Genomic DNA, 15,174 nt, shown 5'->3' on the forward strand with positions numbered 1-15,174 from the left:
TCCGCCACAGGAGTCGTTCGGTGCGCTCCATCTTCGTCCGCAGCATTCCCTGCCTCGGCGTTGCCGCGGCTGCCATCGCCCTCCCGGTTGTCCTGGCCGCACAGGGTCCGGAATCGGCGCGCACCACGGCGTCGAGGCCTGCTGCCGCGCCAACGACCAGCGACGCCATCCTCGCCAAGGAAGGGTACGTCGCACCGCCCGATCCGATCGCACGCCTCGTGAACGCGCCGCGCCAGTCGAACTACACCTACACCGCGGTCACGCCCGGCACGCGACGCTATCTCGTCCACCTGCTGAGCGATGGGCTCCCCACGCTCGACGAACTGGGGCGCCCGCATTACAACCTCGGCGGATTCCAGGTCGACTACGTCGCCAATCGCGCGCGCGCACTCAACACCAGCAGCGACGTCGGCCTGCAGCTGTATGACTGGGCTTCGGGGAAGACCACGTCGATCGAGATTCCGAGCGGTGCGCGGATTTCGCGGACGCTGGCGTGGTCGCCCGAGGGAAATACCGTCGCATTCCTCGCCGAATTGCCCACGTCGAATCAGATCTTCCTCGCCGACCCGGCAACGGGCAAGTCTCGTCAGCTGACCACGACGGGACTGCTTGCGACCGAAGTGACCAATTTCGAGTGGACCGCGGATGGCAAGTCGATCGTCGCGGTGCTGGTGCCCGATGCGCGCGGTGCCGAGCCAAAGGACGCACCGATCGCGACCGAGCCGCTGGTCCGGTTGAATGAGGGGCGGAAGCTTCACACCGAAGTCTTCCCGTCGCTGCTCGATTCGCCGCGCGACAAGGCGCTCCTCGAGTACTACACCACCGGACAGCTGGCGGTGATCGACGTGAAGACGCGCGCGATCCACAGGATCGGGGGGGCGGGAATGATCCGCACGCTCGATGCATCGCCGGATGCGACGTATTTCCGCGTCTCCTACCTCGACAAGCCGTTCTCGTATCTCCTGCCGGTGTCGAGCTTCGGCACCACCGATCTCATCATCGACGGCGCGGGGAAAGTGCTGACACGAATCACCAACCGGCCACTGCGGGAAAACCCCGATACCACGACAACGGCGCGTCAAGGGGGTGCTCCGGGCGGGGGGCGTGGCGGGATCACTGCCGTCGACACCGGCAAGCGCGATCTGACGTGGCACCCGGTGGATGACGCGCTGGTCTACTTCCAGGTGGCGCCAGGTGCCGCGGGGGCGCGGAACGATTCCGCATCGGCTGCGCGCCGCGACGACCGGATTATCGAATGGATGCCGCCGTTCGATTCGTCGGCGGCGAGCGAGAAGGAGCTCTATCGCACGTCGGGACGGGTGACCGGAGTGCAGTTCTCCGACAATGGCCGGATCATGTTCGTGAGCCAGACCGGCGGCAATGCCAGTGAAGTCGCGGTCTATTTCGACGAAGCGAACAAGGCGTACCCGGTCGTTGCCGCGGCGAATGGGCGCGGCGGTGCGCGCGGCGGACGCGGCGGAGCCGCCGGCGGTGGCGGCCGCGGCGGCCGAGGTGGCGCGGTGGCAGCGCTGGTGTCGAAGACCGGCACCCACGGCTCGGCGGTGGCGATGCTGTCGAGTGATGGGCAGCATGTCTTCATGCAGGGCGGCGGCAACGCGCCGGCCGCACCGGACGCTGCCGACAGCACTGAGGGACGCCCCACACCAAAGGCGTGGGTCGACCGGATTGCCATCAAGACCGGCGAACGCGAGCGGATCTACGAGAGCACCAGCGATCTCGCCGAGACGATCGCGGCGCCGCTCGACGATGACTTCAACAAGGCGGTGATCACGCGCGAATCCGCGACGGTGGTGCCGCAGTCGTTCATCCTCGATCTCAAGACGAAGGACGCGAAGCAGATCACCAGCAATCGCGACTTGATGCCGGAGATCACCAGCGCGATCCGGAAGACGGTGATCGGCCGCCGCGCCGACGGGCACTCGTTCAAGATCATGGTCACGCTCCCGGCCGATTGGCGGCCCGGCGTGAAACTCCCGGCACTCTTCTGGTTCTACCCACGCGAGTACGACAGCCAGCAGGCGTACGATCGTCCCGCGGCCGGGGGCGGTGGCGCGGCCGCCAACCGTTTCCCGAACTACGGGCCGCGGTCGATGGCCTTCATCGTGACCGACGGCTACGCGTTGATCGAGCCCGACACGCCGATCTTCGCGCAGAACGGCCAGCTCCCCAACGATCACTATGTCGACGACCTGCGTGACGATCTCGCCGCGACGATCGACGCGCTCGATACCCTCGGGATGATCGATCGCAACCGGCTCGCGATCGGCGGGCACAGCTACGGTGCGTTCAGCACGGCGAACGCGATGGTGCATACGCCGTACTTCAAGGCGGGGATCGCCGGCGACGGCGACTACAATCGCACATTGACGCCGACCGGCTTCCAGAACGAGCGGCGCGACCTCTGGCAGGGGCGCGAGACCTACCTCGACATGTCGCCGTTCCTCTACGCCGACCACCTGAGCGGTGCGCTCCTCATGTATCACTCCGAGGAGGACCAGAACGTCGGCACGGCGCCGATCAACTCGATCCGGATGTTCCAGGCACTGCAGTCGCTCGGCAAGACCGCGGCGCTGTACATGTATCCGTACGAGGATCACGGTCCGATCACGCGGGAGACCGATCTCGACCAGTGGGCCCGGTGGATCGCGTGGCTCGACAAGTACGTCAAGAACGCCGGACGGACCGGCGATCCGATGGCGACGCCGGCATCGACGAAGCAATGACGCCGTAGCCGGTCACCCGGCCTGCATGACTCCCTTATCTTGGGCGAAGCAGCTCACCGTTGTCGGAGTCATGCATGACCGGATCGCACTCGAAGATTCCCGCGCTGCCGTCGCGGCTCGAAGGACTGGCGGCGCTTGCAGTCAATATTGCGTGGAGTTGGCATCGTCAGGCCCGGGCGCTTTTCCGCCGCGTTGACGAAGCGCTCTGGCGCGATTCCCATCACAATCCGATCGTCCTGTTGCGAGGCGTCGCGCCGGAGCGTCTGGAGGCGCTCGCGCGCGATGCCGATTTCTGTTCGCACTACGATGAAGTCATGGAATGGTTTGCCGGAGAGCAGTCGCGCGCGTCGGGGTGGTTCCGCGATCACTACGCCAGCATCGACGGCGAGCATCCGGTGGCATACTTCTGCGCCGAGTTCGGGTTGCACGCCTCGGTGCCGATCTACTCCGGCGGTCTCGGCATCCTGGCCGGAGATCACTGCAAGGCGGCGTCGGATCTCGCCGTGCCATTCGTGGGCATTGGCCTCTTCTACAAGAAGGGGTATTTCGACCAGCGGATCACGCCTGATGGGTGGCAGGAGGACTCGGATCAATCAGTCGACCCCGACAATACGCCGCTGACCCGCGTCGAAGGGGCCAACGGTACGCCGTGGGTCGCCATCCTCAACTGCTTCGGACGCGCGGTGCACATCGGCGTCTGGTCGATGATGGTGGGACGGGCGCCGGTGTACTTCCTCGACACCGACCTCGACGACAATCACCCCGATGATCGGCCGCTCACGTCGCGCCTCTACTCGGGCGGCGCCGAGATGCGCCTGCGGCAGGAGTGGATCCTTGGCACCGGCGGCGTTCGCGTCCTCCGCGCCCTTGGCGTCCAGCCGGCTGCGTGGCATGCCAACGAGGGCCACGCAGCGTTCATGATGCTCGAGCGGCTGCGGGAATTGACCGGCTCGGGGACGCCGCTCGCCGAGGCGACTGCCATGGTACGGCGCACCTCGATCTTCACCACCCACACGCCGGTCCCCGCCGGGCACGACACCTTCGATGTCGGGCAGTTCGCCGAGTGCGCCGGCGCACAGTATCTCGCCGATTTCGGCGCCGATGCCGAGCGGGTGGTGCGCCTCGGTGTGCATCCGCACCACGACGAGCGCGAGTTCCACATGACGGTTCTGGCGATCAGGCTGGCCGGGCACGTGAACGGAGTGGCGCAGCGTCACGGCGTGGTGTCACGCGAGTTGTGGGGGCAACTCTGGGGCGATCGTCCCACTGACAAGGTGCCGATTGGCGCAGTAACCAACGGCGTTCACCTCGCCACGTGGATGGCCAATCCGATCATGCGGATGCTCGACTACCATCTCGGCGACGACTGGGGGCTTCGTCTCGACGAGGCTGCGATCTGGGATGCCGTGCTCGGGCTCGACGCGCGCGAAGTCTGGTTCACGCATGAAGAGTTGAAGCACACGCTACTCCGGTATCTGCGCGAGGAGGCGCGGCGCCGCTGGCGCGATGAATGGCGCGAAGCGGGACAGGTCGTGGCGGCAGGAACGCTGCTTGATCCCACCGTTTTCACCATCGGGTTCGCGCGGCGGTTTGCAACGTACAAGCGCGCCAACCTCCTCTTCCGCGATGTGGAGCGGCTGCGTGCGTTGATCACTAATCCACGACGTCCGGTCCAGATCGTGATCGCAGGAAAGGCGCATCCTCAGGACACGCCCGGCAAAGAGGTGCTCCAGTCGCTGTATCACTTTGCACGGCACGCCGAGTTCGAGGGACGAATCGCGTTCCTCGAGGACTACGACATGCACCTCGCGCATCTGCTGGTGCAGGGAGTCGACCTCTGGCTCAACGTGCCGCGCGTTCCGCTCGAAGCTTCGGGCACCAGCGGGATGAAGGCAGCACTCAACGGCGTGCCGCAGCTCAGCACGATCGATGGGTGGTGGGAGGAAGGGTTCAACGGCAAGAACGGGTGGGCGATCGCCAAGGCCGAGCCGGGCCAGGATGCCGACGCCGCCGATGCCGCGAATCTGTATCAACTATTGGAGAACGACATCGTCCCGCTCTGGTACGACCAGGACGACAACGGAATCCCGCGGCGCTGGGTGCAACGGATGAAGGAGGCGATCCGGGTTGCCGGTCATCAATTCACCGCGCGTCGGATGCTGCAGGACTACGTGGAGCGCTACTACGCGCCGATCCTTCGTGGCGACCCGTTTGTCGATGATCCCCCGCTCGGATGACGCCATGACCAGACCCTCCGCGGTGGCACTTCCTTCGATCGGCGGCGAAGCGCCAATGGTCGTGCACCTCGCCGCGGAGTATTACCCGTACGCTCGCACCGGCGGATTGGCCGAGGCTGCGTGGGGACTGCACCGTGACCAGCACCGCTCCGGACTCGCGACGATGGCGATCGTCCCGCTCTACCGGGCGGCGCGCGCGCACCTGCGCCACCTCGACCCTGTCGGCGATCCCTTCACACTGCAGCTTGGTCCGACGCCGGAGACCTTCCGGCTCTGGCGCGAGCGGGATCCGGCGTCGGAAACTCCGACCTGCTTCATCGAACACGACGGGTTCTTCGGCCGCAACGGCCTGTACGGCGAAGGCGGCGCCGACTATCCCGACAATTACCGGCGCTTCGCGGCATTCGCTGCGGCATCAGTCGCGGCCCTTCCGCGCCTCACCAGTGGACCGGTGTTGCTGCACGCCCACGACTGGCACGCAGCACTGGCGCCTGTGTATGTCCGCACCTGGTTCCGCGGCAATCCATGGTATGATCGGATTCCGCTGGTTCTCTCGGTCCACAACGGCGGCTACCAGGGGCACTTCCCGCCGGAGGTGATGCCCGACATCGGCCTGCCGTGGTCGATCTGGACGCCCGAGAAGATGGAGTGGTATGGCAAGACGAATTACCTGAAGGGCGGCCTCACGCACGTCGACATGGCGACAACGGTGAGTCCGACGCACGCCGAAGAGTTGCGGACGCCCGCTGGCGGCTTCGGCCTGCACGACGTATATGAATGGATGGGACACCGCTTTACCGGCGTGCTGAACGGGATCGACCAGAGCGTGTGGGATCCGCAAACCGATGGGCAGATTGCTGCGCGGTTCAGCGCCAACGCGATGGAGGGGAAACGCGCCTGCAAGACAACGTTGCAGCGGCGATTCGGGCTCCCGGAGAATCCGTTCATTCCCCTCATCGGGTTCATCGGACGGATGGCGACGCAGAAGGGGCTCGACATCATCGTCCACAACACCGCGCTCTTCCACTTCGCGGCGCAGTACGTCTTCCTCGGCAGCGGTGATCGCCGGCTCGAAGAATCAGTGCATGCGTTGCACGCCGCATTGCCAAGCCGGATCGGCGTCGAGACGACATTCGCCGATCCCCTCGAGCATGAGGTGATCGCCGGCGCCGATCTCTATCTCATGCCGTCGCAGTACGAGCCGTGCGGGCTCACGCAGATGCGCGCCCAGCGGTACGGCACCATTCCGGTCGCCCGGCGCGTCGGCGGTCTCGCGGACACCATCGACGACGGCGTGACCGGATTTCTCTTCGAGGCGTTCGACGAGCGTGCCGTGGTCGGCGGCGTGTGGCGGGCGATGACGGAACATCGGTCGGCCAGTGCGTGGCGCGAGATGCAGCGCGAGGCGATGTCGCGGGATTTCGGATGGGACCGCGTCGCCGAGCGATACATCGACATCTATGTCCGCGCCATTGCGCTGGCGGCAGGGCGTGGCGGGTGAGTCTTCGGTTTGTCCTGACGCTTCATAGCCACCTCCCGTGGGTGCTCAATCACGGCCGGTGGCCGCACGGCAGCGACTGGATCTGCGAAGCGGCGCTCGATAGTTATCTCCCGCTTATCGCAATGCTGGAGCAGCTCGAAGCGGAACACGTCCCCGCGGCGCTCACCCTCGGCATCACACCGATTCTCGCTGCACAGTTCGCGGACCCGGCGTTCCGCGACGAGCTCGATCATTACTTCGCCCATCGACTCGAGACGATTGACGAAGCGCCGGCATCGCTGCGTTCGACCGGTGACGACGATCTCCTCCCGCTGGTGTCGTACTGGCGCGACCATACGCTCGGACTGCGCGCGATCTGGGAGCGGGTCGACAAGGACCTGATCGGTGAGTTCCGCCGTCACGCCAACGACGGACGGATTGAATTGATTTCGTCCGCAGCGACACACGGCTTTCTTCCGCTCCTCGGCCGTGATGAAAGCATCCGGCTGCAGCTGCTCGTGGGTCGCGCCGAACATGCCCGCCATTTCGGCGATCTTCCGCGCGGCTGCTGGGCGCCGGAATGTGCCTATCGCCCACGCGGCCCGTGGCGGCCGATCCCGGGTGCACCGTCAGCGACGATCCGCGGCGGCACTGAAGAACATCTTCGATACGCCGGATTCGGGTGGTTCTATATCGACGCGCATCTCGCCGATGCCGGTGAGAGCATCGATCAGTACGGCGGGGCGCCGCGGGCGCGACGCACCGAGCCAGCCACGCGCTCGCCGTACCGCGGCTACCAGGTTGGCGTCGCCCCGCGCGGTGGACGCCCGGTCTATGCGCTGGTCCGGGATCCGCGATCGACCGAGCAGGTCTGGAGCCGGCACGGCGGCTACCCCGGCGATGGACGGTACCTCGAATTCCACAAGATCAGGTTTCCCGGGGGATTGAAGTACTGGTCGGTCACCGATGCCAACGCAGACCTCGGCTCCAAGGCACCGTATCAGCCGGATCGCGCTCGCGAAGCTGCGGCGATCCATGCAGCGCATTTCCAGGAGATCCTCGATCAGCTGAGCGCGGGAGCCGAGCGTGGCGACGATGCGATCATTGCGCCGTTCGACACCGAACTCTTCGGCCATTGGTGGTTCGAGGGGATCAATTTCCTCCGCTACCTGTTCGAGGACCTGACCGCCAATCGCGACACGGCGAACGGTTCGTCCCCGTCGACATCCGGCGCGGCGCTCCGGGCTGCTCCGCCGACTACGGCGGTGCGTCTGGCGGAAGGATCGTGGGGGAAGGACGGCGACTTCTCGATGTGGATGAATCCGGAGACCGAATGGACGTGGCGCCGGCTCTGGCCGCTGGAAGATCGCTTCTGGAATGCGGTGCCGTCCGCCTTGCAGCGATGGGACGCGCGACCGATTCTCGAACAGGCGGCGCGCGAACTGCTCCTGGCGCAAAGCTCTGACTGGCAATTCATCATTTCGACCGGCGCCGCCGGCGACTATGCCACCAAACGCTTCGTCGAGCATTGTGACGCGCTCGAGCGGCTGCTCCCGTTCGTCGAACACGGCGACTCCGATCTCGGCGCCGGCCGCCAGCTTGCGGCCGAACTCTTCGCGATCGATGGGCCATTTGCGGAGCTGGGTGGCGCGATCGCCGCCGCTTCGGACGTTCGCACCCGCGCCTGACCATGCATCACGTCATCATCCACGGCCATTTCTACCAGCCGCCGCGCGAGGATCCGTGGCTCGACCTCGTCCCGCCCGAACCGAGCGCCGCGCCAGCCCATGACTGGAATGAGCGCATTACGCGCGAGTGCTATCAGCCGCTCGCCGCGGCGCGCGTCCTCGGCGCCGACGGCAAGATCATCGACGTCGTCAACGCGTACGCGTGGTGCTCCTTCGACGTCGGCCCCACCCTGCACCGCTGGCTCGATCGGTACGCACCTGCGGTCGGCGCCGCCTTCGTGGAGGGCGATCGTGCCTCGGTTGCGCGACTCGGCCATGGCAACGCAATGGCGATGCCGTACCACCACGTCATCCTGCCGCTGGTGTCACGGCGCGACAAGGTCACCGAAGTGCGCTGGGGAATCCGCGATTTCACCACGCGCTTCGGCCGGCCACCGGAAGGGATCTGGCTCCCCGAGACTGCCGTCGATGAGGAGACGCTCGATGTCGTCGCCGGCGAGGGGATTCGCTTCACCGTCCTGGCGCCGAGCCAGGTCGATGTCGTCCCGGCATTCGGGCGGCCGGGTCGGTGGCGCGGCAGCGCCGGGCGCGAGCTGGCGGTCTTCGTCTACGACGGGATGCTGGCCCACCAGGTTGCATTCGGCGATGCGTTGACACGCGCCGACGAATGGGAGAAATCGCTCACAAGTCCGTTTCCCTCGCGCGACGGCGGCCCGAGCGTGGTGTCGATCGCCACCGACGGCGAAACATTCGGCCACCACCACCGATTTGGCGATCTGGCGCTCGCCGCGGTGATCCATCGCATCGGCCGCCGCTCCGACGCGTCAATGACGAACTACGCGACAGTGCTCCGCGCATCGCCACCGCAGCACGATGTGAGGATCGTGTCCCCGAGCTCGTGGAGCTGTCCGCACGGCGTCGACCGCTGGCGGCTGGCGTGCGGGTGCCGGATATCGGCCGGATCCTCGCAAGAATGGCGCGTCACGCTGCGGCAGGCGCTCGATCGGTTGTACGCCGGGATCACGGCCGCGGTGGAGCACCGCTGGCCGTCCGCCGCGGGCGACCTCTGGAACGCGCGGGACGCAGCTGGCCCATCGATCGAGCATGTCGACGCGCTGCCGGCCGAGGCGCGACGGTTGCTGGCTGCTGAGTCGCACGCGCTGGCGATGTTCACGTCGTGCGCCTGGTTCTTTGACGATCTCGGACGCATCGAACCGGCGATCGTAATGCGACACGCCGCGCGCGCGTTGCAACTGCTCGGTCCGGAGGATCGCACGCAGCTCGAGGGCACGCTGGTCGAGACGCTCGCTGGTGCGCACAGCGCCGACCCCGCGAAGGGGAGCGGCGCTGCGATCTGGCATCGAGACGTGATCACCGGCGCCGATGGGTTTGTGAAGCTGGCGGCCGGCCTCGGTGCGATGCGTGCGCTCGCACCAGACCTCCTTGACGACATCGCAGTGCCGCCGCATCGCTGGCGCCTCGACGGCGACGACATCGTCGTGACCGACGGAGAATCCGGCGAAGAACTCCGCTGGCGCGTCGACGTGGTCACGCCGGGAATTCTCCCCTCCGTCGCCTCCGTTCGCGCGATTCCAGGCCACAGCGCGGTCCGGGTCACGGCCCGCGAGTATCCCGATCCAATCCGCACGGCACTCCGTGATGTCGTTACGCCAATGGCGTACGACGCGGCACTGCTGCCGAGCGATGCGGCCCTCGTTCGCGCCGGGCTTCTGGACATCCCGTCCGCGCGGTTGCGCGCGGTTGCCGGCGCCTGGGCATTGATCGACCGCGACGGAATCGATGAAGCGGGAGTCGTTCTGCACGCGGCACTCGATCTGTTCGACGCTGACGGAACGCCGATTCCCGATGAGGTTCGCACCCAGGGATACCTCCGATTGTTCCCGCTCGCCACGTCACCAGCGCGCCAATCTCTCGCCGACCGATTGGGAGTGAAGGTTGCCCACGCGCGCTGATCTCTCTCCAGCTCCTGGCGCGTCGGGCGCGGCTACCGAACCGCTCCGCTTCTCGTTCGCACTCCACCTGCATCAGCCGGTCGGGAATTTCGACTCGGTCTTCCAGCAGCATCTGGACGACGTCTACCGGCCGCTCCTCTCTGCGCTCATGTCAGGTGAGTGCTGGCCGGTGGCGATGCACATCTCCGGGCCGCTTCTCGAGTGGCTGGAACACCACGCTGGCGATTTCGTCGACGAGATCGGCCTCTACGCAGCGGCCGGACGGCTCGAACTCCTCGCCGCGGGTCACGACGAGCCGATTCTCGCCGTGCTGTCGCGCGAAGACCGGATCGAACAGGTGGTGCGGCACCGCGAATGGCTGCGACGACGCTTCGGTGTCGACGCGGTGGGGCTCTGGCTAACCGAGCGCGTCTGGGAACCGACGATCGCCGAAGACCTTGCCACCGCTGGTGTGCAGTTCGTCCTGGTCGACGACCGCCATTTCCGCGTGACTGGCTTCACGCAGGACGAACTGCATCGGCACTTCATGTCGGAGTCGGGTGGCAAGGTGATCCGGATTTTCCCGATCGACGAGAAACTCCGATATCTCGTGCCATTCCGTCCACCGGTGGAACTGGCCGAATACTTCCGTGCACTTCGCGCCCGCGGACACTCGCTGGCCGTCCTCGGCGATGACGGCGAGAAGTTCGGCGGGTGGCCGGGGACGCGCCAATGGCTCTACGACGAGGGATGGCTTGACTCGTTTCTCGGCACGATGCGTGAATTGCGCGATCGCGGCGAGGTGCATCTCACTCGCTTCGACGATGCCATCCGCCGGACGCCGTCGGCCGGTCTCGCCTATCTCCCGACGGCATCGTACCGCGAGATGGAAGGATGGTCGCTCCCGTTCGAGCCTGCCCGCGCGCTCCTGCGGCTCGAAGAAGCGTGGAACGGCGAACGACTCGACGGCGTCGAGGGCGGGCTGCTGCGCGGCGGCCACTGGCGACATTTTTTCGTCAAGTACCCGGAAAGCAACCGGATGCACAAGATGATGCTCGCGCTCTCCGCGCTCTGCCGCGAGCGTGGCGACCCGGAACCGGTGCGGCGCATGATCGGCCAGGCGCAGTGCAACGATGCCTATTGGCACGGCGTGTTCGGTGGGCTCTATCTCCCCTTCCTTCGCGGCAGCGTCTGGTATCACCTCGCGAAGGCCGAAGCCGCCCTTCGAATCAATGAATCGCTGACCGCCGAAGTTCGTGATATCGACGTCGATGGACACGACGAGGTCTGGGTGCACTCGTCAAAGATCAGCGTCGTCTGGGCGCCGGCGCGCGGCGGGATGATCGACCTCTGGCTTGATCTCGACCGAGCGGAGAACTTGCTCAATGTCGTCGCGCGACACCGCGAGGCATATCACGAACCGCTCACCGGGCTGGACGACGGTGCACCGATCGAACCGGCGCCCGGCGACGACGACGCAGCAGGCGGCGCGCCATCGATTCACGACCTGGAAAGCCAGCTGATCGAGATTCCGCCGCGCGACTCCGCACCGCGAGGCCTTTTCGTCGATCGCATCGTCCCCGCGAAGACGACGCGGGACGACTTCATCGCCGGAGAGGTCTCGTCGATCCGGAGCTGGTCGACCGAAGTGATGAGCTCGTCACATCAAATGACCGGCGATCGGATCGAACTGGTGGCCGATGCAGACGACCTGCACAAGGTGATCTCGGTTGGAGACGACGGGGTGATGCGCTGCCGGTGGCAATGGCCGGCCGCGCGATTCCCTGACGGTGCCTGGTTTGCGACGGAGCTATCGTCGTCGGCCGAATTCACGATCGATGCACCGGGCGCGGAGCAATGGGAGTACCCGATCGAGACGGTGGCGAAGAGTGAGAAGGGTTTCGATCGGACCGTGCAGGGGAACGCGGTCGTGCTGCGGTGGCCGGCCCGCGCCGGCGAGGCGTCGCTTACTCTGCGGGCACCGACGTAACGTGCCGGTGGCCGAGGATCACATCCATCGGCGCACGAATCACAAGCCGGTACGAGATTTCCCAGTGCGTGTTGAAGAACGCGATGCTCTTCAGGTTGTCGATGTTGTGGAAACGGAACTCGGCGTCGAACGTCACTCCGCCTTCGATCGGTGTCCGGCGGATCATCCCGATCTCGGTGTACACGCGGTGAGGCTGGTAGAAGGTCGGATCGTAGCCCGTTGAGTTGTAGTTGTTGTCGCCGTCATCCCCGTTGTAGTCCTGCCCGATCCAGTGAATCGCGAAGACTTCCGCCCAGTTCCATGGATTGATCGACGCCCGCAGATAGGTCCCGTGCCCATGATCGGGGCGGCCCGGCGGAGTGTCGGGGTCGATATGTCCCTGGCTCCAAAGTGCCCACGCCGCCAGCGATATCGGGCCGAGCCACCCGAGTGAATCGTGCGCCTCGGCGCCGAGCGCTTCCGCGTGATTGTTGGTCACCGGCACCGGATTGAAGAGCTGCCCGCCACGATGGTACCAGAGATGCTGACCCTGCAGATCGAAGTATTTCCCGGCATTCACGCGGAGAACATTGCCGATCTCGAATTGCTCTCGCTGCGTCGGCGTGTTGAGCTTCTGCCAGTTGATCCAGCTCTCGGCGTGCACGGGACCGGCATTCTCGATCCATTGACCACCGTACTCGATCGGCGTCGTCAATTCGCGAGTGGTGACCATCAGCGGTTCGAGGAGGCCGTGCCGGTTGACCGTTTCCAGCGTCCCGAAGACGCCGAGCGCGTGCCGCGTCTGGTAACGGAAGGCGAGAATCGGCTTGACGGAATCGGCGACCGCACTTGAGCCCCAGCGGCGGTCGGCAAAGACACCGAGGCGCAGGGTGGTCCGCGGACCGGGCTGGTCGGCGAGCCAGGTGGAGACTTGCCCTCCGAGGATCGTCTCCCCCACGCGGTACGGCGTGAAGAATTCGGTGTTGTCGGCGTAGAACGTGGCGCGCGTCTGCCACGAGTACTGCTGCGCTCCCAGCGGGAGGGCGGCAATGAGGAGTAACGAGGCGGTGGCGAATGGGCTCCGACGAAGCACGGTCACTATCTTAGTCGCACCATGAATCCTTCGCGCCTGGTCAAGGTTGGCCTCGTCCAACAGCGTGTCGGCCCCGACGCCGCGGCGAATCTCGAACACACGGTCGACGGCATCCGCGACGCCGCGAAACGTGGGGCGAAGCTGGTCTGCCTGCAGGAACTCTCCAACTGGTACTACTTCTGCCAGCGGGAAGATCACCAGTTCTTTTCGCTCGCCGAATCGATACCCGGTCCGACGACGGAACGACTGTCGAGCGTTGCCGCCGAACTCGGTGTGGTGATCGTCGCGTCGATCTTCGAGAAGCGTGCCGAAGGGTTGTATCACAACACCGCTGCCGTGATCGATGGCGACGGCCGGTACCTTGGCAAGTACCGCAAGATGCACGTCCCGGATGATCCGCAGTTCTACGAGAAGTTCTATTTCACGCCCGGCGATCTCGGCTTCCGCGTCTGGGATACGATGATCGGGCGTCTCGGCGTGCTCGTCTGCTGGGATCAGTGGTATCCGGAAGCGGCGCGCCTCACCGCGATGCAGGGCGCCGAGATCCTGATTTATCCCACGGCAATCGGATGGCTGCCACCGGAGAAGGTTGAATACGGCGAGCGACAGGAAGCGGCGTGGCAGACGATCCAGCGGAGTCACGCGGTCGCGAATGGCTGCTTCGTCGTCGCGGTGAATCGCGTCGGCCACGAAGTGCTTCCCGGGAGCGAGCCGTCGCACCCCGGGATCGAATTCTGGGGTGGGTCCTTCGTTGTCGATCCGGGAGGACGCATCCTGGTGCACGGCGGACGCGACGAGGAGGTCCTCGTGGCGGAGTGCGATCTCTCGCAAGTCGATATCGTTCGGACGCACTGGCCGTTCCTGCGCGACCGCCGGATCGACGCGTACAACGGACTGACGCAACGCTACCTTGACTGACCCGCGTTCACCCGCCGCCCGCGGGTTCCGGATGCCGGCGGAATGGGAGCGGCACCGCGGCACGTGGCTCTCGTGGCCGCACAAGGAGGCGTCGTGGCCCGGCAACTTCGCGCCGGTCCCGGGGATCATCGCCGAGATGATCCGGCATCTCGCCGCGGTCGAGGAAGTCCATATCAATGTCAGCGGCGACGCCATGGAGCAGCAGGCGCGCTTCGTCCTGACCGACGCGCACGTTGCCGCGCACAACGTCGTCTTCCATCACAACCCGACTGACGATGCGTGGTGCCGCGACCATGGGCCGATCTTCGTGCAGCGGGAGTACCGTGGCGCGACGGAGCAGCTGATTCTCGACTGGGGATACAACTCCTGGGGCGGTAAGTATCCGCCGTTCGACCAGGACGACGTAATTCCGTCGCGGATCGGCGCGGCGCTCGACATTCCGGTCGAGCATCCCGGGATGATCCTCGAGGGGGGCTCGATCGACGTAAACGGGCGCGGGACGCTGCTCACGACCGAGGCGTGCCTGCTCAACCCCAACCGCAATCCAGAACTCTCGCGTCACGACATCGAGCAACGGCTTCGCAACTATCTCGGCGTCACCAACGTCCTCTGGCTCGGCGATGGGATTGTCGGCGACGACACCGATGGGCACATCGATGACCTGACCCGCTTCGTCGATCCGCACACCGTTGTCACTGTACTAGAGAATGATATAGCTGACGAGAATCACGCACCGCTCGCGGAGAACCTGCGGCGATTGCAGGAGATGCGTGACCAGGACGGCGAGCCGCTGCGCGTCGTCGAGCTGCCGATGCCGCCGGCGCTGTACTACGAGGAGCAGCGCCTCCCGGCGAGCTACGCGAATTTCTATATCGCGAACGGACTGGTCCTGATGCCGGGGTACGATGCGGCGACGGATCGACTGGCGGCCGACGTGCTGCAGCGGTGTTTCCCGCACCGGCAAGTCATCACGATCGATTGCCGGGCGCTGGTGTGGGGATTGGGGGCGTTTCACTGCCTGACGCAGCAATGGCCGGGGTAGCGGATGAGCCTACCTGCTCGGCGCGGCTCAGTGGTCCTTGTGACCCGTCAT

9 protein-coding genes are annotated in these 15,174 nt (G+C 65.8%); 8 read left to right on the forward strand and 1 reads right to left on the reverse strand.

Going from position 1 to position 15,174, the window contains the following annotated elements:
- Positions 1-20 precede the first annotated feature (20 nt).
- From VGM20_07525 to VGM20_07550, 6 genes are all read left to right on the forward strand, one after another.
- A complete protein-coding gene (locus VGM20_07525; GenBank protein HEY4100712.1) occupies positions 21-2,744 on the forward strand; it encodes a prolyl oligopeptidase family serine peptidase in 2,724 nt (907 codons plus the stop codon).
- Between the two features lie 74 nt (positions 2,745-2,818).
- Positions 2,819-4,981, forward strand: coding sequence for an alpha-glucan family phosphorylase (gene glgP / locus VGM20_07530; GenBank protein ID HEY4100713.1), 2,163 nt, complete (start codon positions 2,819-2,821; stop codon positions 4,979-4,981).
- Between the two features lie 4 nt (positions 4,982-4,985).
- Positions 4,986-6,482, forward strand: a complete 1,497-nt coding sequence (locus VGM20_07535) for a glycogen/starch synthase (protein ID HEY4100714.1) — start codon at positions 4,986-4,988, stop codon at positions 6,480-6,482.
- The gene (locus VGM20_07540) at positions 6,479-8,149 is read left to right on the forward strand and encodes a 1,4-alpha-glucan branching protein domain-containing protein (protein ID HEY4100715.1); all 1,671 of its coding nucleotides are present in this window, start codon (positions 6,479-6,481) and stop codon (positions 8,147-8,149) included. Before VGM20_07535 ends, VGM20_07540 begins: the two co-directional genes overlap by 4 nt.
- A gap of 2 nt (positions 8,150-8,151) precedes the next feature.
- Complete coding sequence (locus VGM20_07545; GenBank protein ID HEY4100716.1) at positions 8,152-10,122, forward strand: DUF3536 domain-containing protein; 1,971 nt, start codon at positions 8,152-8,154, stop codon at positions 10,120-10,122.
- A complete protein-coding gene (locus VGM20_07550; protein HEY4100717.1) occupies positions 10,106-12,091 on the forward strand; it encodes an alpha-amylase/4-alpha-glucanotransferase domain-containing protein in 1,986 nt (661 codons plus the stop codon). The genes VGM20_07545 and VGM20_07550 overlap by 17 nt, the downstream gene beginning before the upstream one ends.
- Here VGM20_07550 and VGM20_07555 read toward each other — a convergent pair.
- A complete protein-coding gene (locus VGM20_07555) occupies positions 12,069-13,169 on the reverse strand; it encodes a hypothetical protein (GenBank protein ID HEY4100718.1) in 1,101 nt (366 codons plus the stop codon). The genes VGM20_07550 and VGM20_07555 overlap by 23 nt on opposite strands.
- 15 nt (positions 13,170-13,184) lie before the next feature.
- Between VGM20_07555 and VGM20_07560 the strand changes: the two genes are divergently transcribed.
- Both VGM20_07560 and VGM20_07565 read left to right on the forward strand, forming a co-directional pair.
- On the forward strand, positions 13,185-14,081 hold the full coding sequence (locus VGM20_07560; protein HEY4100719.1) for a carbon-nitrogen hydrolase: 897 nt from the start codon (positions 13,185-13,187) through the stop codon (positions 14,079-14,081).
- Entirely contained in the window at positions 14,074-15,123 is a 1,050-nt protein-coding gene (locus VGM20_07565) for an agmatine deiminase family protein (protein HEY4100720.1), read from the forward strand. The genes VGM20_07560 and VGM20_07565 overlap by 8 nt, the downstream gene beginning before the upstream one ends.
- Positions 15,124-15,174: the final 51 nt, after the last annotated feature.

This window comes from Gemmatimonadales bacterium (genome assembly GCA_036500345.1).
Lineage (GTDB): Bacteria > Gemmatimonadota > Gemmatimonadetes > Gemmatimonadales > GWC2-71-9 > Palsa-1233.

Coding starts and splice junctions, on each gene's coding strand:
- glgP (HEY4100713.1), top strand. CDS start 2,819: ATGACCGGATCGCACTCGAAGATTCCCGCGCTGCCGTCGCGGCTCGAA.
- VGM20_07535 (HEY4100714.1), top strand. CDS start 4,986: ATGACCAGACCCTCCGCGGTGGCACTTCCTTCGATCGGCGGCGAAGCG.
- VGM20_07545 (HEY4100716.1), top strand. CDS start 8,152: ATGCATCACGTCATCATCCACGGCCATTTCTACCAGCCGCCGCGCGAG.
- VGM20_07560 (HEY4100719.1), top strand. CDS start 13,185: ATGAATCCTTCGCGCCTGGTCAAGGTTGGCCTCGTCCAACAGCGTGTC.